Here is a 23,334-nt window from a genome sequence, read left to right on the forward strand (position 1 = left end):
CTCCCGTTCTAGTTATCTGTCATTTGTCAAGTAAATAAATCTAAAAATTTTGGCTAATTTTTGGACACCTCTCCATACTCGTCTGGAAACCACGGTGAAAAAGGGACAATTACTACCTAAAAATGCGTCTCTGTTAGTGGCATTATCGGCAGGTCAGGATTCCCTCTGTTTGGGTCAATTATTGCTGGATTTGCGCTCTCGTTGGGGTTGGCACTTGGCGATCGCTCACTGTGATCACCGTTGGTCTTGCGACCGAGGATTAGTGGCTCATGTGCAGAAAATCGCCGAAATTTGGCAATTACCCGTTTATATTGCCACCGCACCCCCCATGGCGGAAACGGAAGCCAAGGCCCGACAATGGCGTTATCAAGCTTTACAAACAATCGCCCAAGAACAGGGTTTTGATTATCTTCTCACGGCACACACGAGGAGCGATCGAGCGGAAACTTTTCTTTATAATCTCACGCGCGGAGCCGGTAGTGATGGACTTTCTGCCTTAACTTGGTGGACAAGTTTAACCCCGGATATTTTTTTAGTCCGTCCCCTCTTAAATGTCACTCGCGAGGAAACTTTCGCTTTTTGTCAAAGTCGAGAATTACCGATCTGGTACGATCAAGCTAATGAGAATTTACGCTATGCTCGCAATCGCATCCGTCGGGAATTATTACCCTACCTGCAAACTAATTTAAATCCCCAAATTGAAAAACATCTCGCCCAAACTGCTGAAATTTTGGAAGCAGAAAGCGATTATTTAGATAGTATTGCCCGGGATATTTTTCGTCAGGTTATCGATCTAGATCAACAAAGACTCGAACGCTCCCCTTTACAAATTCTACCTCTAGCGATACAAAGACGAGTGATTCGTTTATTTTTGGCTCAATATTTACCCTCATCGCCTAATTTTGCCGAAGTTGAGTCAGTGGTTAATCTCATTACTGGTGTTAATCGCGATGCCACTTCTTCCTTAACTGGCAAAATCCGGGTAGAAGTACAACAAAATTGGCTATATATCAGTTATCAGTGATCAGTTATCAGTTATCAGATTACAGTTTTAAGTGGACAGTGTTAGGGGAAAAATTCGCTACTTTCTTTTCACTGATTACTGATTACTGTTCACTGAAAAGCCCCATCTCCCCATTCTAGTTATCTCTAGCTAACTTTTACAGCAATTAGTTTAAGGATAAACTAAAATAGTAATACAATTAAACTAAAAATAAAATTGGCGGGGCATAATGAGCGAAACTAAAGTAATTAATCGAGAAAATTTACTGGTAAATCTCCGGCAACAACTGCGAGCCGGACAACAGGAATTAGCCGATTGGCAAGGGGGAAAAATGGCCATTTCTGCGGTGCCGGGAGCGGGAAAATCCCACAGTTTGGCCGTAGCTGCCGCCATGGTTATTGCTCGTGAGCAACTTCATGCTAAAAAACAGTTAATTATTGTCACCTACACCCGCTCGGCTGCCGCTAGTATTAAAGCTAAAATTAAACAACGCTTGCAAGATTTACAACTTTCTGCTCAAGGTTTCAGCGTCCAAACTCTGCACGGACTGGCCCTACAATTAGCCCGTCGTTACCCAGAATTATCGGGATTAGACCTCGAATCTTCTACATTAGTTATTCCGACTCCTAGCCACAGAATTATTAGAAACTCGGTGGAAAAATGGCTAATTGCCGATCCAATTCGTTATCAAAAGTTATTAGAAGGAGTGGAATTTGATGGGGAAGAAACAGAAAGATTACGCCGTCAATCGGTGCTGAGAACCGAAATTTTACCTAGTCTTGCCTATACGGCCATTCATGAGCTAAAAAGTTCGGGATTATCACCGCAGCAAGTCTGGGAATTAAGCCACTATAGCGACGATAATTATCAAATTCTCGCTATGGCTAGTGGTTTGTACCAACAGTATGAAATCCTGATGCGTCAGAAAAACTATATAGATTATGATGACATGATTTTAGGAGCCTTACAGGTATTAGATGAAGAAAAAATTCGCCGACAATGGCAAAAATCTGTCTTTGGAGTTTTTGAAGATGAGGCACAGGATTCTAGTCCTCTCCAAGAAAAATTAATTACTATTTTAGCAAAAAATAATGACGGGGAAATACCTAATTTAATTCGCGTCGGCGATCCCAATCAAGCCATTAATTCTACCTTTACCCCCGCCGATCCTGTTTACTTTAATTGGTTTTGTGAAAGTTGTCAAAGCGAAGGCAATTTATCGACTATGAACCAAGCAGGTCGCAGCAATACTAAAATTATTGAAGCTGCTAATTTAGTGTTACAATGGGTCGATCGAGATTGGAAACAGGGAAAAGATAATCATAAAGTTACCGAGGCTCCTTTTCGGGTTCAAGCGATTCTTCCCGTCAGCGCTGAAGATCCCCAACCTAATCCAGTCAAGGAGGGAAAAGGATTAGAAATTTATCAACCTGATGATATTTATCAAACAGTGGAATTAATTGAAAAACGTCTAGTTAAATTACTCCAAGAAAACCCTCAACATAATGGGGCTATCCTCGTTAGAGAAAATCGACAGGGACACTTTTTTGCTCAAAAATTTGCCCATTTTTACAAAAGTTATCAAATCAGAATTTTTGAAGCTAACGAGATTGATCGCTTTTCCCAAATTCCCGCCGAAATGCTGAAACTATTAGCTTTTGTCGAACGTCCCCACTCTCCCGATTATCTCAAAGCGGCCTTAGAAGTGCTACAATTGAGGGGTTTAATTACTGCCCAAGACTTAAATCCTTTAGTTACCTATCCCGAACAATTTCTCTATCCCACTCCCCTCGATCCCGAACTCAAATCTAACGAAAAAATCGCCCGTCGTTATTGCTGCAGTTTACTAAAAGCTAGATTGGAATTACCCCATTATCAACTCCTGTCTTTTTTCGCTATGACTCTCCAATATTCAGGGTCAGAATTAGCCACATTGCAAAAATTAACCGCCCGTATTTATCAGGAAACTGCTGGTAATAGTTCTCTGAAAAATACAATTAACACCCTTAATGAAATTATCGCTTCTGAGCGCTTTGAAGGAGTGGAAGAAGATAACGACGATTGTTATACTCGTCCCGGACAACTGACAATTATTACTATGCACAAAGCCAAGGGTTTAGACTGGGATTATGTTTTTATTCCCTTTCTTCACGAAGATATTATTCCTGGCAAACCTTGGGTTCCCAATGGGGCGAAATTTTTGGGAGATTTTACCCTCGCAGAAGTGGCCCGGGCGCAAATTCGAGCAGCGGTTCATCAACGCTATTTAAACCCCGACAGCATACCAATTATTCCCCCACCTTTAAGTGCTTGGTTAGAAGCTGGACAACTTAAAAAAGCTGAAGAATACCGACTTTTGTATGTAGCGATGACACGAGCAAAAAGACTTTTATGGATGTCGAGTGAAAAAAAAGCTCCCTTCCGTTGGAACACTTTTCGCGGAGACGAAAGTAGTCAATTACAGGATAAAAATCCCTGTCCTGTCTTTCCTGTTTTAATCAATGCTTTCCCCGATTCTTTCTGTGTTTAACTGTTGCTGCAGCGTCCGCGGATAAAGAATTAGGAAGACAAACCACCACAGGAGTATGGGAATAGATAGGAGTAGAGTTAACCAGAGACGCTGGGTTAAAAACCAACACCCAGCAATCAGGGTAATTCCTGTCAACAGAATGGACCAAGGTTGACACCAACGGGGTTTGTGGTCCCAAACGCTACTAGATTTCGAGTTAGACATTGGTTAAGGGGCGGTAATTTACTAACTTGATTTTATCGTACCTGACTATTCAGATCACTGCTATAATTTTGGGAAATTCTAAGTAGGTGGGTGGAATTAAATATAAAATGAACGTAGGTTGGGTTGAAGCATGAAACCCAACGCCCGCATGGGTTACGCTACCGCTAACCCATCCTACAAATAATTGTGCCTACCTACTTATCAATAGATTTTCTTATCTCTAGACAAACTAAGCTAAATTTTCCTATGATTGATGTCTTTTATCCGATTCCCAAGCTGTTAGATACTATTCTGACGGAGATTTATGCCGAAAATCGCCGTAAACATGAAGAAAGAATGGCCGAATTACAAGTAATCTCTAATTCGTCCCTTCGCGATGCCTACGCCCAACAGCTATTATTAGATCGATTTCTTGCTCCCGTGGAAAATGCTCAACATAGCATTCAAAATGCCGCTAAACACGCTCAGTACATGGCAGAAGTAGTTAATTATTATCATCGTGACCATGGCTGTAGTCAAGAGCAAGCCCAAGAAATATCCCGTCAATTTCGGGCTTTAGCGGTTAAAATTTCTCAAATTGACTCTCTTTACGATTTAAAAATCATTTATCAAGTGGTTACTGTTTTCACCCAGCAATTATCAAGATTTAAACACCGAGAAAGAAATTATTCTTGGGAAAGGGAAATCAGAAAGGGTATTTTAAATCCCTTAAATACCTGCATTGCTGTGGAAAAAAATTTTCAAAGACGGGTAGCTTTGATGACTGGTGAACCCGCATCAGCTAAGGTAATGGGATTATTAGAGTCAGAATAGACAAACTGACTCTAGGGACATTTTCGGGGGAGTTTTAATACAAACTCCCCGCAATCATAGCCGCTAATAAAATAAAACCGACCCAAACATTTTGACCGAACATTTGACCATAAACTGGTTTGGGTAAATCCGATTGACGTAACAGCCGGTATTGACGCAACCAAGCGATCGCCGCTAGACCCAACCCTAGCCAAAAAGAGGCTGATAACTGCATTTTTTGCCCCTCCCAAGCCAATAAACCTACTGTTAGGGCAAAAAAGACCCCCACGGCTTCCGGGGCGTATTTGCCGAAAAATATGGCACTAGAGTTAATACCAACCTTGAGATCATCCTCTCGATCGGACAGAGCATAAATTGTATCAAATGCCAATGTCCAAAAAATCACCGCTCCCCATAATATAAATGTATTACTATTTAACGACCCAGTGACGGCACTCCAACAGATTAAAACCGCAAAACCCCAAGCGAGAGAAAGAACCAATTGGGGTACAGGAAAAAAACGCTTGGCGAGGGGATAGCAGATAATCAAGGGAACGGCGGCCACACATAGGCAAAAACTCAGGAAATTGAGATATAAAGCTAAAATTGCGGCGCAAAAGAAAGCAATCAGAGCGATAATCAAACCAACCTTGATCGATAAAGCTCTGGCCGCTAAAGGACGGTTACGAGTGCGATCAACCTGTGGATCAATATCCCGATCCCAAAGATCGTTAACCACACAGCCGGCGGCGCTAGTAGCCAAAGTTCCCAAAACGATCACCCCGATCAAGGGTAGCGGTGGCACCCCGTCTGCCGCCAAAAATACCGCCCATAAAGCGGGAATCATCAAAATTAACCTACCGGCGGGTTTATCCCAGCGCAAGAGGCGAATAATCGTCATCCAAGTGGGTTCTAGATCGGGTTGGGATATAGTCATAATTTCTCGTAAAAAGTAGAAACTAGGAGTTAAGGGGAATTATGAATTATAAATTATGAAGTGGGAAGTGGGAAGAAAAAAGCTGCCTCCTGCCTTTTGCCTTTTGACTTTTGCCCCTTCTGACAAGTAGCATAATGCCCAAAGGACTTAACGTGATTACCAGCCCCAACTATTGGGAACGCCTTTAAACGGACCAACCACATCGGAGGTTATCCATCCCCCATAAAAGTTGCCCGGTTGCGGTTGTACTAATTCCCCGTCGGCATAACAAGCGGTCATTTTGGCAGGATAAAAGGCCAGATAATTCTTAATTGCTTGAAACTCTGGTGTTGGATCCGGATAATACCAAGCGACGTTAATTGCCTGTTGATCCCCAACGGTGATATTGTAATATCCCGCTAGACCTTTCCACTCACAAAAAGACTTTTCTGCTGTGGCTTGCAGGTATTCCATTTTAATATCTTGGGGCGGTAGATAATAAACTGGAGGATGACTGGTTTCTAGAACTCGATAACTGCTTTTAGTATCGGCAATTATCACCCCATTAAAGATGATTTTTAGGTGTTTAGGCGATAATTCTAGGCGCGGGGGACGAGGATAATCCCAGACGGATTCCTGTCCTGCTTTTGCTGGTATCGGTTGGGGACGAAACATAATTTTTCTTATCGTATTCTCCGAGTCAGTTCACTGTTTACTGATTACTGATCACTGAAAAGAGTTTTCTCAGGGTTTCCACTCGTTCTCGATTGACATTTAAATCCGATTCTCCTAACCGGGAGGCCGAGCGAACATCGATCGCATTTTTGCTAGGATTAAGAGAAAATTCCACATCATCGACAAATCCCATCCATTGACTGCTAAATTCGGCGTAGAGATAGTTACTATCTTGGTTAATAATTTTAGTTCTCGGTTGGGAGGCGATAATTTTAGCTAATTGCTCGATCGCTTTTTCACCGCTACCCTGATAACTAAGGGGTTCGATCGCATGAGCCTGATCCTGACTCTGACTACTAACACAATTAGGAGTGACCGGACAAGGAGCCAGTTTACCTTCCCTGACTCCCAAATAATCGGGACGAGTACCAGCGAATAAACTGACGCTATCGGGAGCAATTAACCTAATTCCTAGCCAGATGAGCAGTATTCCCAGGAAAATAAACGGGGTTAGCCGGAAAGATTTTTTTACCGTGTTGGGAGTTTCAGTCATGCTAGTCTTACAGAATCACTTCAATTAACTTAACATTGATAGGTGTGACAATATCAGGAGATAGAATAAGATGTTTCTCGATGAATTACAACCCGTTGTTAAAGAACTGATTCAACAACCGATCGCTTTTTTCGGTGGTTTTGCCTCTGGATTACTGCGCTTGAAACTTTCGGACGATCCCCTCAAAAAATGGTTAGAAGAGCAGGGATTAGTCAGTTTTAACGACAATAATCAGGATAACGGCAACGGTCCCCAGTCGATCTCGATCGATTAGGGATCAGGGGTTAGCTGTTGGGGGTGAGGGTATTCTCCCATCCCCAAAACCCCCCGCTTACCACCCCATCAGCTTAACTTGTTGCTGAAAGTAGATAAATTTCCTCAGCTACTCTTTTTAAGCGTCTTAATTGCGCTTCCATATCCTTTTTAGTCCATTTGGCGGCGAATTGCTGGAATCCCCACCCCACAACTGGATTAGGAATCGCAAACTCAAAACGATTGATTAAACAAGTGCCGTCATCATTGGGTTGACATTCCCAGCGATCGCATCCGCGAAAAAAGCCTTCAAATTGCCAGACAATTAACCCCGGTTCTCTCTCAATCACCGTACTTTTCAGCGTTGGCTGAATTAGGGGGATTTGAATCAAAAAACGACTTCTCCCACCGATATCGGTCTTCCAATCGCCGATAGGTTCACAAACTAACACCGGATTCAACCAACGACGCATTAACTCTAAATCCGTGATACAACGCTCCACCGTCGTGGCACTAGCTTTAATCTGAATTGATTGTTCAAATACTTGACAAGATGACATTGATCTGCTTATAAGTGGGTGGGTGGAATTAAATATAAGATGAACGTAGGTTGGGTTGAAGCATGAAACCCAACGCCTGCATGGGTTACGCTACCGCTAACCCATCCTACAAATAATTGTGCCTCCCTACTTAAATTGCTGGCTGAGAATTATCGGTAGTCGGACAAAAATAAAGTTCACTGTTTAGACAAGGCAACAGTAAGGGTTTCGGCCTTGGTTACATTTCTTAACATAGTCTTGTTTATAGCCTTTCTCATCAAGATAAAGTGTAACCTAATTTGCTATGGACGACCGGCGATCGACTCCCCAAAACGAAAACTTCCTACCTCAGCATTAAGATAACTGCTCTCAAGCTCACTTTTTCACTAGCTTGACAAATTCTCGAAAACGTTGGCGTAAACTCTCAATATTAACTGATAATAACATTGGTATCGAGAACAAAGCGTCTAGTCATCTTCATTTAAGAGAGATTCTAAAATTTCAAGGGTTAATCCTCTCTCTTGTGCTTTTTGTCCAATAGTATCCATCGTTTTATATAATTTGTCCAGAGATTCTTTTCTAGATAAATTTGAAGATTGAACATAAAAAGCGATTTTTTCTGCTATTTTTTGACGCTCTTCTTCCGTTGCATTCCAATAAGTTTCAGCAACATCTAAAGGAACTTTGATTAGGATTTCTGTTTGATAGTTTGTCATAATTATATTTTTTTAGTTTAGTAATAAAGAAATTTAGTCGAAATTAATAGCTTCCCTTCAGCCAGCGTTACAGTCTAGAAGTTTCAGTTACTCTAGCGCATTGTTAAACTGATTGTCAAGTTTAGTTACTCTCAATTTAATATCTGTAATTTACTTTGGTTGCGAAAAACCAGTGCCGCTAGTGTAAGTATTCTCCAGCGCCGGGGCTAAATCTAGAGATGACGTTGGGGGGAAGGCTAATGTGGGAACGGTAAATAAATTTCGCTGAGTTGCTTGCTATGATTAGGGGTAATTATTAACACTTCTTAAAGAGCGAGTGGGAAAATGAGGCAAGTCATTGTATATCGAGACGAAGATGGCTATTGGATTGTGGAGTGTCCAAGTCTCAAGGGCTGTGTTAGTCAGGGAAAAACGAAAGAAGAAGCCTTGATTAATATAAAAGAGGCGATTGCCGGTTATATTGCGGCTTTAGCGGAAGACGGCCTGCCGATTCCAGCAATTATTAGAGACGTTGAAGTCTAACCATTATGAGCGGAATTAATCGCGAGATTTTTCTTGACACTAAGCATATTTCTAAACATCTACCGAATACTCCACAATCACGGAGATTACTGTTACGAGGACGAGCTATTCATGTGTTTAAAGATGAAGATACAATGCTACGAGTTATTCAGGCTATCATGGAAAGGGGTGAATACACGGGCAATGTTCGAAACTATGAGCGCTATGGGCTATTCTTTGCCGAAGCGATTGGTTGTCGTATCAGCCCAGATGGTTTAAAGTCTTCTTTATTCTACGGCGAGGTTAAGATTAATGCAAACAACGAATATCACGCAATTCCTCGAACCCGACCTAGTGAAGGATAATTGGCGCTTCCTAGAAGTTTGGGTGGATTCCATGCAGTCCCCTCCCTATATCCTGCTAGTGTTGATCGATAAGGCGAGGGGGTGTTATGTTTTTGATCCTGCTGAAAAGTACCGTCTCGTCAAGGCGTTTCCAGATTATGAAGAGGCTCAACTCTGGCTCTTGGAAGATGAATACGAACCGATTGAAGGACGATTATCTAGTGAGGAAAGCGCTTAGATTTGTTTAAACTTGTCGTTTGGAATGAAGTCAGAATATCGCCTTACCAGTGCCGTTAGGGTAAGCACCGAGATAGTTACGAATGGAGTCAGGTTTGGGTAATTGGCGCTAGGATTATCGGAGGATTTTCTTTCGGCGCTGGTAGAAAACAATTAAGAGGATTTATGATCCCAGTTAATGAGGCTCAACAAAAGTTGCAGGATTTGATTGATTCAGTGACTGTTTCCCACGAACCCATTATTATTGAGGGATGCGATGGTAATGCAGTTTTGCTATCTGAAGGGGATTGGAAATCGGTACAAGAAACGTTATATCTCCTCTAAGTTTCAGCAACATCTAAAGGAACTTTGATTTTAATTTTTGTTTGATAGTTTGTCATGAATCTGTAAATTTACCTCGCAAAAACTTGTATAATTCCCAAGAAAAAAGCAAAACAAATTTACTATAGCAAGCTATTAATTTACGACACTGAATTCCAAAAGAGTCAATCTGCTGCTCGTTATCACCTTCTAAAAAAGTCTCTTTAACACAAAATACAATCCTAATGGCTAAAGCTTTAAAGTTGTTTAACTCAAAAAGTATTCTTGTAGTTAATTCCTTATAAAAAGATAAAAGTAATCTTAATTTTGGTGATACTTGGGAATTTTCAACGAATATTGCTGTTGCAGGTAGGTCAAAATATTTCTGATCAAGAATTAAATTTATATTATTTATTATTTGTCCAATTTTCTCTCCTTTAGTCAGCACTTTTAAGTACAAATAGTAAGAGTAAATATATTTTTTAAACTGACTTGTGTCTTGAAAATTACTATTGACCATCGCTAAACACAAACATTTCAAAAAACAAACACCATATAATCCGAAGGGTTTATAAACACTGTAAGAATATTTTTTTAAACCAATTAAATCCCACCATATCTCAATATCTGAAAATTCTTTTTTTGTTCCAATACGAACTTTTTTATTAATTTGTTTCTGTCTAAATTTACCAGTAAATTCTTCTTTATAATACACATTCTCCCACTCTTTTCCCTGTAGTTTATTCCCAATCCCCCCCCAAATGCCTGGATCTGTCGTAACTCGCTTCGTTTCATAGATTGGATTATCCAAATCATCTACTATCTCTGTTTTGTTGCCGTACAATTGTACGTCTTCATAAATGACTTCACAAAAAGGGACAGAAACAGCCACAGGTGTATAGTGATCTGTCTTGACACTATTAATAACTGTTTTGATAAGTGTATTAATAATTTTTTCAAAATCTGAATAAGAATCAATGATTCTTTGAAAATTTGAATTTGGAGAATCTTCTTGCTCATGCAGTGAAAAAGAAGCCAAATAATCCCATAATAATCGACTGGTGTTTTTCATTTTTTCCTTAGCATCATCATAACTTTTAGGCTCGTAATAAGCAACATCAGCAAAAATTTTACTTAATTCTTGTTTAATTAAATCAATATAAACTTGTGGTGCTTTTTGATGCTGTGCCAAAATAATTTGTTTAAATACTAAGCCTCTAGCATCGCCTAAAGATAAAGAAGCTTGTTGAAGTAAACTATCAATTCCTTGACCCGTTTGGCAATTTATCCTAACAATAACTGGCTCTTTCTTCTTCTGGAGATCAAAATAAATATCTTTGATGCTTTTCTCTGTATCTTCAAAATTTTGCCCAGTTGCCAATGGTTTATGATATTTGTCTATCCATACATTTAAAATATACATAACATTATGCCCTGATTCAATTAAATCTATCACATAGTCTTCTTCAGATCTAGACAAGCCTTTCTTCGGATCTATTAAATAAAATACTATATCTGGCTTAAAAGGGAGTTTTTCAAAATCATTTAATTTATATGTATGCTCTTGTGGAAGGCTATTTTTTCTGTAAATAGCGACAGTAATCTCATCAATATTCGGGTAACTAGGAACTTGTTTTAGTCCTAATGCGGCTCGGTTATAATTTTCTAATCGCCCACCTTCTTGTCTTCCACCACCATCTACGCCGGGTAGATCAAAAAATCTAAAACCACCAGAGAAGTCAATTAAATTAACAACCTGTGTGGTATTTTGCCTTCCTGTCGAAAGAAAATAATTTTCACCAATTAACCGGTTACCAAGAGTCGTTTTACCGCTCGCAGATCTACCCGTTACATATATATTAATGTAACTAGAATTAGGAGGTAAATTTTTAAGTTGTTCAGTAATTAAATTGGCTCTTATCTCCGCAAGAGATGGTTTATTAAGTTGATGAATATTCATTTTATTTATACCTCCTAACAGGTTGTTTAAAGTAGTGCTTTTCTGAGAATTGATATAATCTCATTTTCAGCTTTTTTCGAGTCGGAATTATTAATAACCTGCTCAACTCTCGATTTTAAATTGCCAATCTTAAGATTGACTTCTTTTTCACCGGCTTCATAAATATGATTAAAATTACCAGTATTTTCGTCTGGTAAACTTTCAATTCCCAAACCGATTGCTAGAATACCTTTGATGATGTCATAGCCTCCCTTTAAATGCTTCAATCCGACTATTTTGTCATTATAGCCTGTTACGGCTGTCTGATAACCATCACTTACCTCTGTGTGTTTTGTGCCTATTTGCTGATACCTTGTAGTTTTTACTTCTATAACTTTTGGCTGCTTTACTTTATCTACACGAGAGCCACGAATTTTTTGATCAAGTCCCCCCAAAAAACCACCTCTTTTTGTTTCGACTATTTCTTCATTTTCTACAATGATTTGGTTTACTTCTTCAACATTACCAAATACAGGCTCAGATATAGTACGAAAACGTTCTATTGATTCAAGAATTGGCTCTTTGATGGTAATATTTTCAGTGCGAGATTCTTTTGTTTGACCAGCAAAATCAGAAACGACTCCATAGGCATTTTCTCCATTAGAAACTTCTTTTTTGAAAACTCTTGAAGAATAGCTATATACTGCTGCATAAGAACCCAATACAATATCACTGCTGTTATCAAAGGATTGATCTACCTTAAAAGTCGCCAAACGACTAGCGATATAAATTAGGGCTTCACGAAACTTTTTACTTCTTACCATTCTTGCCTTTTCTTTTAACTTATCACCCAGAACATCCTCCATTTTTCCGAGTTTATCCGCAGGAAGTAGCTTACAGATTTCTTCTGCAATTTTATCTGCACCAAGTCCTGTGAGTGAGTTTATTTCAATAATTACAGGTTTGGTAGGATGATTAGGAAATACCTCATTATAGATGTCCGTAATTGTTTTATAGGCATCATCAACATTTGGTTTTGTATATTTAGGCTCACCATTTTTAGTCAAATGTAAGTTCAAGGCAAATACAACATTGCTTGAACCCCGTTTCTCTTTTTGTGCAGATAGTAAATCGTACATATAATTTTCATCATCACGTCCCAGTCCTTCGTGGGGAGCAATAACATATAAAATAACATCAGACCCGTATATTAGTTGATTTTTGTTTGATTGCCATTCATCTACAGATATGGTTTTCTGCTTAGGCGTTTGAGTCTTTGTAAAGTCAGTATAATCAGATAACACAAATTCGGTAACAATAGGATTTCTGCCTCTTTTTGGTTGTATTTGAGCAAGACACAGAATAGCACGATTGATGTTTTCAAATTCCTCTTTAGAGCCAGCACCAGGCAAATCAAAATATCTTAAATTATTAGCAGACTGAAAAGATCCCAAATCAAAAGTACAGTCCCGATGGCCAGTGCTTTTCATCGCTGTCTGTTTCCCATCGAATATAGTATTACCCAGAGAGGTTTTACCTGCTCTCGTTTTCCCTGTCACATAAAAATTGACGGGAGAAGCAAATCCTTCCTGATTTCTATAGTTTTCCAGAATAACTTCCCCAGCAACTCTGTCAGGATCTAAATTTGTAGGATCTAATAGTCTCAAAACTTCTGGACGATCTGAAAAAAGTCTTTGTAAACTCTTTAGAATTTCAGTGGCTTGTTGGTTTTCATTGTTGTTGTTCATGGTTGGTTCTCCTTTGGAAGAATTTTGATTTTTGATGTCTGTCTCACTAATGTTATCACATTTTTTAGGATTTGGATCTGTAATCTTTGGTGATTTCTCGAACTCCATCATTGATACATTTGAAATAATACCTAACCTATCCAAAAACTCCCAACCAGCTATAAGACTCTTAACCCCTGCGCTTTGACTTCCATCAATCCTATCGACATCCTTAACTTTATCTAACAATAACTTTAAAGACTCCAAAAACGGCTTATCTTCTTGATAAATAATCCGTTTCAAAAGCTGACAATCAGCGTCATTGTCGAGATCAAAAACCTTGTCCGAAGGCGCATCATTAGCTCGTAACCAATCTGAAAAAGCCTTATTACCTTGCTCTAAAGCCAAACACCGATACTCGCTTGGTAAATTAGCCAAAGATAATGCTAACTCCATCCGAATTTCATGGCCACAATAGGCAAAATCCGACCTCAAACTATTATAGAACTCTCCGTAAACCTTCACAATGCTGGAAATGGCTTCCTGCCAAAACTCCGAAGTTAACAGAGGGTTATCCCGATATTTTTCTAACAGATAAGGAATTAAACTAGGCAATAAAGGAGTATTTTCCCAAGAATTACCCAAAAAGAGAATGTCAGCATAAAGCCCGATCGCTAAACAATGCCATACCGCCAAATATCGATAAAATGTTTTGTAGTCTTCTTCGGTGATTTTGTATTCCTTGCGAATGGGTAAATCGATAACACCAATTTGTTTTAACTCAGCAATTTCTGCTAACTCTTGGTAATAAATCTGTAAATTTTCCTCATCGACCTTCCCTAAAGCCTTAATATATGCTTCATCTTTACCACTAGCCTTGATTTTTTCTCGTTTTTCTTCCCATTTCAAGGCTCTTTTTTTAGCAGATTCATGAAGCAAATGAGAAACGGATTGACTCGATAAAATGGAAGAGCGAGTAAAGGAAACATCACCACTAAACCAATATCCCACACTGAAATTTAGTTCGTCGAAGGGAATTTTTGTATCCAAGATTAAAACAGGAATGTTTTTCAACTGTGAATGCAGAGATAATAAAGCCGCATTTCCACCCTGGCTATTAGAAATCCAATTTCCATTTAAGAATTGAACAGGCCATTTTTGATTACCAGCATAACCCTGGCGAAGAAACTGATGAATTTCTTCCGCTAAAGTATCTTCAACGCCAGAAATATAGGGTTTTCCTGTTTTGGGATCATAATTTAGTTGCGGCGGTGAAATTAACACCTGTAAAGGCATCACCCGATGGGCAAAAGAATTTTCCAATATATCAAAAGCTGGATTATGAATAGGCGATTTATCTTCCCTAAGCCTTTCCCGCATTTGGATTAAAGCATTTTGATGCTGAATTTGGGTCAAATCACGCTGAAAATCTTGCTGTAACTGCAAAATATCATACTGAATCTTCTTTTCCTGCTCAAAACGCCATTTTTGAAAATCCAGATTTTTTTGATTAATCGCAAAGTTAACCTGCGCCCGAAAAGCCTCAATTTCCTTCGCTCTTTCGTGGTTAAGTTCAGCTAATTCTCTTTGAAATTCTTGATTTTCTCTTTGTTGCAATACGGAAAATTTTAATTGATTATATTGCAATTCTGCGGAATGCTTTCTACTTAATCGAGCAATTTCTTCGGAAGAATCCCGATTTAGCCGACTGATACTTTCAGAAGATTTACGATTTTCTGATGCTGACCAAGCATTAATACCGCTTGATGCTAATAAGCTTAAGCCATACATCCAAGACATATTTCTAAATCCTCCATAATGGTTTTTTGTAACTTTAATTTAGTCTTAGTCAACCCCAGTAATACAGAAAAATCCTGTCCTGGGCTATCAGAAAGAAGGTAAAAGTCAAGGTTTTTGCTCTCTAATGCGACAGTCTAAAAGCTACCTTTCATAATAACCCTCTAGACTTTTTTCGCCTGTTCCCTTAACTTTTGAGCTTCCGCCTGATATTTCTCAGATTCAGCCATCGCATTTTGGGCTTCTTTCCCATGACTAGAGGCATCTGACTGGTTTTTATGCTCACGATGCCAATCGGCTTCTTTACTGTGACTCTGAGAACTACTTAAACTATCGTTAGCTTTTTTCTCCAGTTCATTGGCTTTACTTAATAACTCAGAAGCCGTCTCAGAACCAGATCGCTGTGAAAGATGATCCCAATGGGAAGTATGATCTGCGTGGGAATATTGATGGTCTGGGAAACTGTTAGCATGATGAGGGTGATAATCTGCTAAGTGCTGGTTCTCAAAACCTTGATCAAAATGAGAAGGATGATCAACTTGAGAATATTGATGGTCTAATAAACCATTAGCGTGATGGGGTTGATAATCTGCTAAACCCTGATGCTCAAAAGCATTATGGATATGATGAGGCTCATAAATGCTGATATTAGATGGGACAAAGGGATCGTGGTGAACTCCCAAATTAGGGTCGTTTAACAAATCTTGCTGGTTGTGCAAATCCAGCGACGAATCCGCATGAGTATGTAAAGTGTGGGTAGTATCGGACTGATGAAGGTTATGATCAAAGGCTGGTAGATCCATGATGATATCTTGTCAGTGGAGGAATGAGTATTTATTTAGGCTAGGGAATAACTTGATCCAGATAAATTACCCCAATCCTAGCATATTTATTTTAGTCGAAGCCATCGGATTAGCGCAATGCGATCGCCATTTATCAAAGGATCGCCAAGTAATACTAAATCCAGTTATTAAAGACTAATTATTTAGGATTTGCTGAAAAACTTTTTGCCGCAAACCCTAACTATAGGCTCAAGCTCACTTTTTCACCAACTTGACAAATTCTCGAAAACGTTGGCGTAATCTCTCGATATTAGCCGATTTCCCGCCATAACGCCAATCAACGTAGGCGCGAGCAATCTCCTCGATAATATTCGCCACTGGCGGCGGTTGGACGCGGCGGGCGGCGGTGGCGTATTCTAAAGGGGTTTGAGCGGGATGTTTGCCATAACCGGCTTCTGTTAAGATTCCTAACATTTGCTGGTATAAACGCTCGATTGGTGGTAGTTTTGCCAACTTGCGACTCCTACGCCAACGATGGAACTGTCCCCATCCTAACCAACTAGCGTAAGCGAGGACGACCCCCACTAAACCGCCGAGAATTCCCCCGAAAAGACTGCCAGAAATAAAGCGCCATAACCAGGCCAATAACTTACCGATGGTAACGATAACATTTTCCCAAATCAGACCGAGAAAACCCGTTACTGGAGAGGGCAACCATCCAGCTACCCATTGCCAAAATTGCTTGAGGACGCTAAAAGGTTCCGCTTGCTCAAAGGATGGGGGAATTAATTCGTGGCCCGGGATAGGATCGAAAGTGTACCAACCGTAACCAGGGAAAAACACCTCTGTGATGGCGTAAGCGTCCGTATTTTGGACAACATAAAAGCCAGTGAAAGGATTAAACTGGCCAGGGGCAAAACCGGTGGCTAATCGGGCAGGAATACCGATCGAGCGTAACATAATCGTTAACACGGTGGAAAAATGATCGGCGTAACCCCCCTGAAAACGAAACAAAAAGGCCGAGACTAAATCCTCATTTTCGGCTAAAAAGGGCAAATCGGTTTTTAATTCGTAGTTTTGCTTTAATGCTTGGGCCAAATATAGGGCCTTCTCGTAGGGAGAGGTTAAAGGTGTGGGAGATTTGGCCAGCAATTCCTCGGTTTTTCGGCGGACTTTCGGGGCAATTTCGGCAGGAATTTGTAAATAATAGTTGAGAATAGACTTAGGGTAGGTTTCTGGGGCCGATCGCAGTTGGCTGCGATTGCGTTCCGGCACTTGTGAGATTACAGTATAAGTTAGCCCTTCCGCTAATCCCCCCGGCGACCTTAAGCTATTTTCTCGGTCAAAAGATACCTGTCGAGTGGGAAAAAAGAGAAACTGGGGCCAAGTAAGAGCAGGGATAATATTCGGTAAACTGGAGACAATGCTGTAGGTTTGGACTACCTGATGGGTTTTGGCCTGGGTTGCGGGTAACGGCACAAAAAAGCGATAAGACCAACGATTGCGATTTAAATCCTCTACTTCTTGATCTCGCGAGATTTGCCAACCTTGACCAGTATAGCGATCAAAGGCCATCGCCCGCCAGAATCCGGGGGCTTGGGAACGTACCCGCATGACTGTCTGGGGAGTCATACTTCCCCGCAAATTTTGGTTAATTTGGCTGTTAAAACCGTAATAAAAGGTAGGATCTAACTGTCCTGACCCTGTAGTGGGACTATTACCGCCATTTACGCCACCATTCCCCGTTTCACCCTCGCGCACATAGCCGGGGTTAACGATTTGTCTGTCTCCCTGTTCAAAACCCTGATTTTCCATACCTTCGGGACTATTGACGGGAAAAGATTGAATTTGATAACCCGGAAAACGCGGCATCAGAGCAAAAATTGTCAATCCCAAGAGGAGAATTGTCAGAAAGAAAATCCCGAAACGTTTGGGAGAAAGGGGGGAATTTTCCGGGGAAACTAATTTTTTTGTGGCTAGATGCGGGGGTTTCCTTGAGAAGAAAGGGAGACTCTGATTGAGATTATCTAAACCTAAACGAGAACGATAGTCTAAAACTAGGGTAGGTAGGGATAAAAACAGAAAGAGGATTAACCAAGGCGCAAAAGCGAGGGTTTGGGAGATTGTCCCGGCGACTCCCAAGAGAATTAAACCGATTACCATAGAATACCCTAAATCTTTGCGTCGGGGCAGGTCAAAACTATGGAGAATTTGTAATTGAATTAGTAATTGTGTTAGGGCAATGCGACTATCCTGCATCGCAACTATATCACCCAAGAATAGCGCCAAAACTACCAACATTCCGATCGCTATACAAAATTTTGCCCCGATATTGCGCTTTTTCCTGCGTCGCCAACTCCAGATTCCGCCGATAATACTGAGAGGAACAGCCCAAATACTGGTATAACTATCGGTAGCCACATCGGTGGCGATAATACCGACGATTACTAACGCTTGCACCAGAATTCTTAAAATAATCGATTCCTCGGTTTCTGGCAAGGGAGAAGATTCTATCTTTTGCCAGAGGGTTTTTAAGGAAGGTCTTGGACGAGCGGCACTGCTAACCATAGGCTAAATTGGGAGAAGGATCAAAAAGTTAATTTTATGTTTCCCAGTTCTAATCTCGATCGCTCCATGAGGTAAAGTGGATTTTAGATGTCAGGAGTCAGGAGACGGGAGATAGGGAGCAAAAAGCTGATAACTGATTACTGATTACTGATAACTGATTACTGATTACTGACCCATGATAGCCGTTACCAACCCTGAAATTTTACCGTTGCTTCATCCCCTGATTGGACAATTAGCCACAGCAATTTTGTCCCAGTGGGAAAATTATCTTGATTTGTTGCCCTTTGAGTTGCCGGAAGGTTTAGGCTATGTGGAGGGACGTTTAGAAGGGGAAAAATTAATTATCGAGAATCGCTGCTATCAAACTCCCCAGTTCCGCAAAATGCACCTAGAACTGGCTAAACTGGGCAATGGTTTGGATATCCTTCACTGTGTCATGTTCCCCCGTCCAGAATATCCGCTGCCGATGTTTGGATGTGATATAGTCTCCGGCAAAGCGGGAATCAGTGCCGCTATTGTGGATCTTTCTCCCACCAGTGGCGATAAAACTCTCTCTAGTGCCTATAATCAGGCTTTAGCGGCTTTACCTGGGGCTGATTTCGCCCAAGCTCGTGATTTACCGCCTTGGGGTCATATTTTCTCCCAATATTGTCTGTTTATTCGTCCCGAAACCGCCGCCGAGGAAGGACAATTTTTACAAAGAGTAACAGATTTCTTGACAATTCACTGCAAATGTGCTAGGGAAAGTCAGCCCCTTTCCCGAGAAGAAGCGCGCACTTATTTACAGGGACAACGGGATTATTGTAGTCAACAGCAAAAAAACGATAAAACTCGGCGTGTACTAGAAAAAGCCTTTGGTTGGGAATGGGCAGAGCGTTATATGACGGGCGTTCTCTTTGATTTGCCCGATTAAACTGAACTATCCCTTCCCCCCTTGCTCCTAGGGTTGATTCATCCTAGGGTTGATTCATCGTAGGGTTGATTCATCGTAGGGTTGATTCATGAATCAACCCTACCATTAGTATGGGGGGGAGCCGACAATTTTTAACACCTACCTGCTTATTTAGAGATTTTCTGCAACTTCATCGCTATTTTTCCCATTTTTGAACTCTCAAAAATTAATTAGGGCAGAAGTCTCTTGAAACTTAACAATATTAACAGACAAGGACGGGAAAATAATTGCTAGATTGGGTTAGGTACAGTCAAATGTAACCGCGAGAACAAGCGAAAAAAGCAGGTTTTACCCAGGAAAACCGCTTAAAAGCCCTAGCTTAATTTCTCGATTCTGACGATTAAATAAATATTAAAACAGCCGATGAATCTAACGAACTTTCCTTGGTTAACTGCCATCATCCTTTTTCCCATCGTCGCCGCTTTATTGGTTCCCATAATTCCCGATAAAGACGGTAAAACCGTGAGATGGTTTGCTCTGACGGTGGGATTAATCGACTTTGCCCTAATTATCTACGCTTTCTATAGCAGTTACGATTTCGCTAATCCCAATCTGCAATTAGTGGAAAGTTACCAATGGTTGCCCGAAATTGACCTAAGATGGTCCTTAGGAGCCGATGGCCTCTCCATGCCTCTGATTATCTTAACGGGATTTATCACCACTCTGGCTATCTTAGCGGCTTGGCCGGTCACTTTTAAACCGAAACTATTCTACTTCCTGATGCTGTTGATGTACGGGGGACAGATTGCAGTGTTTGCCGTGCAGGATCTGTTACTGTTCTTCCTCGTCTGGGAATTAGAATTAGTCCCCGTCTATCTCATCCTCTCCATTTGGGGCGGTAAACGCCGTCTCTACGCGGCCACCAAATTTATCCTTTACACCGCCGGAGGCTCCCTATTCATCCTTGTAGCGGCGCTGACGATGGCTTTTTATGGCGATACCGTCTCCTTTGACATGGTGACTATTGCTGGTAAAGACTTCCCCCTGAAACTGCAATTATTCCTCTACGCCGGTTTCCTGATTGCCTACGGGGTAAAACTGCCGATTTTCCCCCTCCATACTTGGCTGCCGGATGCCCACGGCGAAGCCACTGCCCCCGCCCATATGTTACTAGCGGGAATTTTGCTTAAAATGGGTGGTTATGCGCTCTTACGGATGAATATGGGGATGTTACCCGATGCTCACGCCGTTTTCGCCCCCGTTTTGGTGATTTTAGGGGTAGTTAATATTATCTACGCCGCCTTAACCTCCTTTGCCCAACGCAATCTTAAGCGCAAAATTGCCTATTCTTCCATCTCTCACATGGGATTTGTGCTGATTGGCATGGCTTCCTTTACCGATATTGGTACAAGCGGGGCGATGTTACAGATGATTTCCCACGGACTGATTGGGGCGAGTTTATTCTTTATGGTCGGTTGTACCTACGATCGCACCCATACCCTGATGTTAGACGAGATGGGCGGTGTCGGCAAGAAAATGAAGAAAGTTTTTGCTATGTGGACCACCTGTTCCCTCGCTTCCCTAGCTTTGCCCGGGATGAGCGGTTTTGTGGCGGAATTAATGGTATTTATTGGTTTTGCCACCAGTGATGCCTATAGTCCCACTTTCCGCGTCATCATCGTCTTTTTAGCGGCTATCGGTGTCATTCTCACCCCGATTTATCTGTTGTCCATGTTGCGAGAAATTCTCTACGGGCCAGAAAATAAGGAATTAGAAGAACACCATGCCCTAGTAGATGCGGAACCCCGGGAAGTCTTTATCATCGCTTCTCTATTAGTGCCAATTATCGGCATTGGACTCTATCCCAAAGTGGCCACGACGATTTACGATGCTACTACCAATAAATTAACCGCCCTAGCGCGTAATTCTGTTCCCAGTTTAGTGCAACAGGCAAAGGCAAAAACCCCCAGTTTCTACCTTTATTCCCTAAAAGCCCCCGAAATCTAAGGATTTATCAGTTATCAGTTACCAGTTACCAGTTATCAGATTTGAGTTTTAAGTGAGCAGTATTAAATCCCACTTTCCGCACTTCTTAACATTCAATTGATAATTTTTACTAATATTAAATCCGGTTATTAAAGAATGATTATTTATTCCCTCTTGTGCATGAGTGCATGAGTAGAAAACGGGTTTCTCGGAGAAACCCGTTTTCTGTGCGTTACTCAACGGATTTAGTATTATTATACTTTTAATTGATTGTGTGATTATTTTAATGCGATCGCTACTGAGTACAGCCTGGAGAATTATTAGAATTAGTCCCCACTGGAGCAATCGCGCCCACAGAAGATTAGGCGGTCGCAACGCGCTCGCTACGCGAGACCGCAACATGGCAAAATATAGGAGTTTAGCTCATGTCTAACGAAACCGTGACTTATTCCCTAGAAGCTGTTCTAACAAGGATTGAGGGAAAAATAGACTCTCTACAAAGGGATGTTAACAAGCTAGAAATAGGACAATCAGAGTTAAAAGGGGAGATTAAAGCCTTAGGCTTTAAGGTTGAGGGCATCGATAAAAGATTAGAGAAAGTAGAAAATGAACAATCTGTTTTAGTTAAGTCTGTTTCTGACTTACAGGGATTTCGGGGGTTAATTTTACCTCTAATTGTTGGGGGAATTAGTGCTGGTATCGGGGCAATAATCACCGTCAGCATCAGATTTTCTCTCCTCGGTGGCAACCCCTAAATAAGGCGATTATAACATAGCAAAATATAGGAGTTTAGCTCATGTCTAACGAAACCGTGACTTATTCCCTAGAAGCTGTTCTAACAAGGATTGAGGGGAAAATAGACTCTCTACAAAGGGATGTTAACAAGCTAGAGATAGGACAATCGGAGTTAAAAGGGGAGATTAAAGCCCTAGATGAGCGACTAACCACAGAAATTAAAGGATTAACTGCAAGAGTCGCTAATCAGGAATTTACCAATCGAGGGATTCTAATCGCTTTGGTTGTTGCCATTTTGGGAGGGGCAGCCAAACTTTTTGGTTTTCTTCCCAATCCCTAACAGATATCTAATTAGGAAGTTGCCGTTTTCTTGGCTCTTCTAGGTTCTGTGTGATAAGTTTAATTGACATAGGATCGATCGATCTTTGTGTCCTTTGTGTCTTTGTGGTTCGTTCCACCCCCTCGCTCTTGAGAAATGTATCTTAGAATACATTTTACCCACCAAAGCTGGGAGAGCCTTTTCTTTTCACTGATAACTGAAAAATCCCTACCCTACCCAATCACCTCGTGTAAATCCGTCGGTGCGAGATTAGGATAAACCACTTCACCATCCTTAAACCAGATAATGCGCTGAGAGTGACGCGCCACATCAGCCTCGTGAGTTACCATGACGATAGTAATGCCACTGTTATTCAATTCCGAGAAAATAGCCATCACCTCTTGGGTAGTTTTCGAGTCTAGCGCCCCCGTCGGTTCATCAGCAAGTAATAATATGGGTTGATTGACAATTGCCCTAGCAATAGCAACGCGCTGCTGTTGTCCCCCCGATAATTGATTGGGTTTATTGTGCAGTCGATTATCTAATTTTACCTTCGTTAAAGCAGCGATCGCTCTTTCCTTTCTTTCTTGGGGAGAAACCCCACCATAAATCATTGGTAACATGACATTTTCCAGCGCACTCATCTGGGGTAAAAGATGGAATTGCTGGAAAACAAAGCCGATTTTACGATTGCGAATCTGAGCTAAATCCCCATCCGGCAGCGTAGAAACGTCGAGATTTTCTAGATAATAAGCTCCCGAGGTGGGACGATCAAGACAGCCGATAATATTCATGGCCGTGGATTTTCCCGAACCCGATGCCCCCATAATAGCGCAATATTCACCTTTTTTTAGGCTTAAATTGACGTTATTAAGGGCTTTAACCATGGTTTCGCCACTGCCGTAGATTTTAGATACATTTTCGAGGCGAATAATTACTGGCTGATAGACTTCGGCTTTATCGTTGCGTTCGCTGAGAGAGGAAGTATCAAAACTCATGAAATAAATTCGTGGGGGCAGGGTGTGGG

Annotated in this window: 23 protein-coding genes; 12 read left to right on the forward strand and 11 right to left on the reverse strand. The window is 41.0% G+C overall.

Going from position 1 to position 23,334, the window contains the following annotated elements; genetic code table 11:
- Positions 1 to 49 precede the first annotated feature (49 nt).
- Together tilS and B5D77_RS01255 are read left to right on the forward strand one after the other, a co-directional pair.
- Entirely contained in the window at positions 50 to 1,024 is a 975-nt protein-coding gene (tilS, locus tag B5D77_RS01250) for a tRNA lysidine(34) synthetase TilS (protein ID WP_106908123.1), read from the forward strand.
- 208 nt (positions 1,025 to 1,232) lie between these two features.
- A complete protein-coding gene (locus B5D77_RS01255) occupies positions 1,233 to 3,533 on the forward strand; it encodes an ATP-dependent helicase (protein ID WP_106908124.1) in 2,301 nt (766 codons plus the stop codon).
- Here the strand turns inward: B5D77_RS01255 and B5D77_RS01260 are convergent.
- Positions 3,498 to 3,737 carry a DUF6737 family protein gene (locus B5D77_RS01260; RefSeq protein WP_016514583.1) on the reverse strand — a complete coding sequence of 80 codons (240 nt, stop codon included), beginning with the start codon at positions 3,735 to 3,737 and terminating at the stop codon, positions 3,498 to 3,500. The two genes, B5D77_RS01255 and B5D77_RS01260, sit on opposite strands and share 36 nt — an antisense overlap.
- A gap of 246 nt (positions 3,738 to 3,983) precedes the next feature.
- Here B5D77_RS01260 and B5D77_RS01265 point away from each other — a divergent pair, with 246 nt between their 5' ends.
- Positions 3,984 to 4,550, forward strand: a complete 567-nt coding sequence (locus B5D77_RS01265) for a hypothetical protein (RefSeq protein WP_106908125.1) — start codon at positions 3,984 to 3,986, stop codon at positions 4,548 to 4,550.
- A 34-nt stretch (positions 4,551 to 4,584) separates the two neighbouring features.
- On the opposite strand, the gene B5D77_RS01270 is transcribed toward B5D77_RS01265, so the two are convergent.
- The 3 genes from B5D77_RS01270 to B5D77_RS01280 all read right to left on the reverse strand — a co-directional run bounded on the left by B5D77_RS01270 (position 4,585) and on the right by B5D77_RS01280 (position 6,673).
- A complete protein-coding gene (locus B5D77_RS01270) occupies positions 4,585 to 5,466 on the reverse strand; it encodes a 4-hydroxybenzoate solanesyltransferase (protein WP_008201568.1) in 882 nt (293 codons plus the stop codon).
- 156 nt (positions 5,467 to 5,622) lie between these two features.
- Positions 5,623 to 6,120, reverse strand: coding sequence for a DUF427 domain-containing protein (locus tag B5D77_RS01275; protein WP_002779848.1), 498 nt, complete (start codon positions 6,118 to 6,120; stop codon positions 5,623 to 5,625).
- Between the two features lie 37 nt (positions 6,121 to 6,157).
- Positions 6,158 to 6,673 carry a DUF1499 domain-containing protein gene (locus B5D77_RS01280; protein ID WP_012264253.1) on the reverse strand — a complete coding sequence of 172 codons (516 nt, stop codon included), beginning with the start codon at positions 6,671 to 6,673 and terminating at the stop codon, positions 6,158 to 6,160.
- 70 nt (positions 6,674 to 6,743) lie between these two features.
- Here B5D77_RS01280 and B5D77_RS01285 point away from each other — a divergent pair, with 70 nt between their 5' ends.
- The gene (locus tag B5D77_RS01285; protein WP_002742962.1) at positions 6,744 to 6,947 is read left to right on the forward strand and encodes a hypothetical protein; all 204 of its coding nucleotides are present in this window, start codon (positions 6,744 to 6,746) and stop codon (positions 6,945 to 6,947) included.
- Positions 6,948 to 7,020: 73 nt separating this feature from the next.
- Here the strand turns inward: B5D77_RS01285 and B5D77_RS01290 are convergent, their stop codons facing one another.
- Both B5D77_RS01290 and B5D77_RS01295 read right to left on the reverse strand, forming a co-directional pair.
- Positions 7,021 to 7,485: an SRPBCC family protein gene (locus B5D77_RS01290; protein ID WP_002736419.1), complete on the reverse strand. Its 465-nt coding sequence runs from the start codon at positions 7,483 to 7,485 to the stop codon at positions 7,021 to 7,023.
- A gap of 446 nt (positions 7,486 to 7,931) precedes the next feature.
- Positions 7,932 to 8,180: a hypothetical protein gene (locus tag B5D77_RS01295; protein ID WP_002762990.1), complete on the reverse strand. Its 249-nt coding sequence runs from the start codon at positions 8,178 to 8,180 to the stop codon at positions 7,932 to 7,934.
- Positions 8,181 to 8,504: 324 nt separating this feature from the next.
- Between B5D77_RS01295 and B5D77_RS01300 the strand changes: the two genes are divergently transcribed.
- The 4 genes from B5D77_RS01300 to B5D77_RS01315 all read left to right on the forward strand — a co-directional run bounded on the left by B5D77_RS01300 (position 8,505) and on the right by B5D77_RS01315 (position 9,586).
- A complete protein-coding gene (locus B5D77_RS01300) occupies positions 8,505 to 8,702 on the forward strand; it encodes a type II toxin-antitoxin system HicB family antitoxin (protein ID WP_002762992.1) in 198 nt (65 codons plus the stop codon).
- Positions 8,703 to 8,707: 5 nt separating this feature from the next.
- Positions 8,708 to 9,046 (forward strand): hypothetical protein, encoded by a 339-nt coding sequence (locus B5D77_RS27890; protein ID WP_002762993.1) that lies wholly within the window; start codon positions 8,708 to 8,710, stop codon positions 9,044 to 9,046.
- On the forward strand, positions 8,994 to 9,263 hold the full coding sequence (locus B5D77_RS01310; protein ID WP_002736772.1) for a hypothetical protein: 270 nt from the start codon (positions 8,994 to 8,996) through the stop codon (positions 9,261 to 9,263). The genes B5D77_RS27890 and B5D77_RS01310 overlap by 53 nt, the downstream gene beginning before the upstream one ends.
- Before the next feature lie 164 nt (positions 9,264 to 9,427).
- Positions 9,428 to 9,586, forward strand: coding sequence for a type II toxin-antitoxin system Phd/YefM family antitoxin (locus B5D77_RS01315; protein WP_004159063.1), 159 nt, complete (start codon positions 9,428 to 9,430; stop codon positions 9,584 to 9,586).
- A gap of 52 nt (positions 9,587 to 9,638) precedes the next feature.
- Here B5D77_RS01315 and B5D77_RS01320 read toward each other — a convergent pair whose 3' ends face one another.
- From B5D77_RS01320 to B5D77_RS01340, 4 genes are all read right to left on the reverse strand, one after another.
- Positions 9,639 to 11,522: a GTPase domain-containing protein gene (locus B5D77_RS01320; protein WP_106908126.1), complete on the reverse strand. Its 1,884-nt coding sequence runs from the start codon at positions 11,520 to 11,522 to the stop codon at positions 9,639 to 9,641.
- 26 nt (positions 11,523 to 11,548) lie between these two features.
- Positions 11,549 to 15,028 (reverse strand): hypothetical protein, encoded by a 3,480-nt coding sequence (locus tag B5D77_RS01325; RefSeq protein ID WP_106908127.1) that lies wholly within the window; start codon positions 15,026 to 15,028, stop codon positions 11,549 to 11,551.
- Between the two features lie 161 nt (positions 15,029 to 15,189).
- Complete coding sequence (locus B5D77_RS01330) at positions 15,190 to 15,828, reverse strand: hypothetical protein (RefSeq protein WP_106908128.1); 639 nt, start codon at positions 15,826 to 15,828, stop codon at positions 15,190 to 15,192.
- A gap of 234 nt (positions 15,829 to 16,062) precedes the next feature.
- Positions 16,063 to 18,375 (reverse strand): DUF3488 and DUF4129 domain-containing transglutaminase family protein, encoded by a 2,313-nt coding sequence (locus tag B5D77_RS01340; protein ID WP_106908129.1) that lies wholly within the window; start codon positions 18,373 to 18,375, stop codon positions 16,063 to 16,065.
- A gap of 175 nt (positions 18,376 to 18,550) precedes the next feature.
- Between B5D77_RS01340 and B5D77_RS01345 the strand changes: the two genes are divergently transcribed.
- The 4 genes from B5D77_RS01345 (at position 18,551) to B5D77_RS01360 (ending at position 22,328) form a co-directional block, all read left to right on the forward strand.
- A complete protein-coding gene (locus B5D77_RS01345; RefSeq protein WP_008201538.1) occupies positions 18,551 to 19,288 on the forward strand; it encodes a phycocyanobilin:ferredoxin oxidoreductase in 738 nt (245 codons plus the stop codon).
- Between the two features lie 402 nt (positions 19,289 to 19,690).
- Positions 19,691 to 21,274, forward strand: a complete 1,584-nt coding sequence (gene ndhD1, locus B5D77_RS01350) for a photosynthetic/respiratory NAD(P)H-quinone oxidoreductase subunit D1 (protein WP_008201529.1) — start codon at positions 19,691 to 19,693, stop codon at positions 21,272 to 21,274.
- A 404-nt stretch (positions 21,275 to 21,678) separates the two neighbouring features.
- Positions 21,679 to 22,008 (forward strand): hypothetical protein, encoded by a 330-nt coding sequence (locus tag B5D77_RS01355; protein WP_002791786.1) that lies wholly within the window; start codon positions 21,679 to 21,681, stop codon positions 22,006 to 22,008.
- 41 nt (positions 22,009 to 22,049) lie between these two features.
- Positions 22,050 to 22,328, forward strand: a complete 279-nt coding sequence (locus B5D77_RS01360; protein ID WP_002735949.1) for a hypothetical protein — start codon at positions 22,050 to 22,052, stop codon at positions 22,326 to 22,328.
- 212 nt (positions 22,329 to 22,540) lie between these two features.
- Here B5D77_RS01360 and B5D77_RS01365 read toward each other — a convergent pair whose 3' ends face one another.
- On the reverse strand, positions 22,541 to 23,305 hold the full coding sequence (locus B5D77_RS01365) for an ABC transporter ATP-binding protein (protein WP_106908130.1): 765 nt from the start codon (positions 23,303 to 23,305) through the stop codon (positions 22,541 to 22,543).
- Positions 23,306 to 23,334: the final 29 nt, after the last annotated feature.

The organism is Microcystis sp. MC19 (genome assembly GCF_003019735.1).
In the GTDB taxonomy this organism is placed as follows: domain Bacteria; phylum Cyanobacteriota; class Cyanobacteriia; order Cyanobacteriales; family Microcystaceae; genus Microcystis.

What these genes read in the sequence shown, in the direction of transcription:
- B5D77_RS01255 (WP_106908124.1), top strand. Translation starts at nt 1,233, where the DNA reads ATGAGCGAAACTAAAGTAATTAATCGAGAAAATTTACTGGTAAATCTC.
- B5D77_RS01260 (WP_016514583.1), bottom strand. Translation starts at nt 3,737, where the DNA reads ATGTCTAACTCGAAATCTAGTAGCGTTTGGGACCACAAACCCCGTTGG.
- B5D77_RS01265 (WP_106908125.1), top strand. Translation starts at nt 3,984, where the DNA reads ATGATTGATGTCTTTTATCCGATTCCCAAGCTGTTAGATACTATTCTG.
- B5D77_RS01270 (WP_008201568.1), bottom strand. Translation starts at nt 5,466, where the DNA reads ATGACTATATCCCAACCCGATCTAGAACCCACTTGGATGACGATTATT.
- B5D77_RS01275 (WP_002779848.1), bottom strand. Translation starts at nt 6,120, where the DNA reads ATGTTTCGTCCCCAACCGATACCAGCAAAAGCAGGACAGGAATCCGTC.
- B5D77_RS01280 (WP_012264253.1), bottom strand. Translation starts at nt 6,673, where the DNA reads ATGACTGAAACTCCCAACACGGTAAAAAAATCTTTCCGGCTAACCCCG.
- B5D77_RS01285 (WP_002742962.1), top strand. Translation starts at nt 6,744, where the DNA reads ATGTTTCTCGATGAATTACAACCCGTTGTTAAAGAACTGATTCAACAA.
- B5D77_RS01290 (WP_002736419.1), bottom strand. Translation starts at nt 7,485, where the DNA reads ATGTCATCTTGTCAAGTATTTGAACAATCAATTCAGATTAAAGCTAGT.
- B5D77_RS01295 (WP_002762990.1), bottom strand. Translation starts at nt 8,180, where the DNA reads ATGACAAACTATCAAACAGAAATCCTAATCAAAGTTCCTTTAGATGTT.
- B5D77_RS01300 (WP_002762992.1), top strand. Translation starts at nt 8,505, where the DNA reads ATGAGGCAAGTCATTGTATATCGAGACGAAGATGGCTATTGGATTGTG.
- B5D77_RS27890 (WP_002762993.1), top strand. Translation starts at nt 8,708, where the DNA reads ATGAGCGGAATTAATCGCGAGATTTTTCTTGACACTAAGCATATTTCT.
- B5D77_RS01310 (WP_002736772.1), top strand. Translation starts at nt 8,994, where the DNA reads ATGCAAACAACGAATATCACGCAATTCCTCGAACCCGACCTAGTGAAG.
- B5D77_RS01315 (WP_004159063.1), top strand. Translation starts at nt 9,428, where the DNA reads ATGATCCCAGTTAATGAGGCTCAACAAAAGTTGCAGGATTTGATTGAT.
- B5D77_RS01320 (WP_106908126.1), bottom strand. Translation starts at nt 11,522, where the DNA reads ATGAATATTCATCAACTTAATAAACCATCTCTTGCGGAGATAAGAGCC.
- B5D77_RS01325 (WP_106908127.1), bottom strand. Translation starts at nt 15,028, where the DNA reads ATGTCTTGGATGTATGGCTTAAGCTTATTAGCATCAAGCGGTATTAAT.
- B5D77_RS01330 (WP_106908128.1), bottom strand. Translation starts at nt 15,828, where the DNA reads ATGGATCTACCAGCCTTTGATCATAACCTTCATCAGTCCGATACTACC.
- B5D77_RS01340 (WP_106908129.1), bottom strand. Translation starts at nt 18,375, where the DNA reads ATGGTTAGCAGTGCCGCTCGTCCAAGACCTTCCTTAAAAACCCTCTGG.
- B5D77_RS01345 (WP_008201538.1), top strand. Translation starts at nt 18,551, where the DNA reads ATGATAGCCGTTACCAACCCTGAAATTTTACCGTTGCTTCATCCCCTG.
- ndhD1 (WP_008201529.1), top strand. Translation starts at nt 19,691, where the DNA reads ATGAATCTAACGAACTTTCCTTGGTTAACTGCCATCATCCTTTTTCCC.
- B5D77_RS01355 (WP_002791786.1), top strand. Translation starts at nt 21,679, where the DNA reads ATGTCTAACGAAACCGTGACTTATTCCCTAGAAGCTGTTCTAACAAGG.
- B5D77_RS01360 (WP_002735949.1), top strand. Translation starts at nt 22,050, where the DNA reads ATGTCTAACGAAACCGTGACTTATTCCCTAGAAGCTGTTCTAACAAGG.
- B5D77_RS01365 (WP_106908130.1), bottom strand. Translation starts at nt 23,305, where the DNA reads ATGAGTTTTGATACTTCCTCTCTCAGCGAACGCAACGATAAAGCCGAA.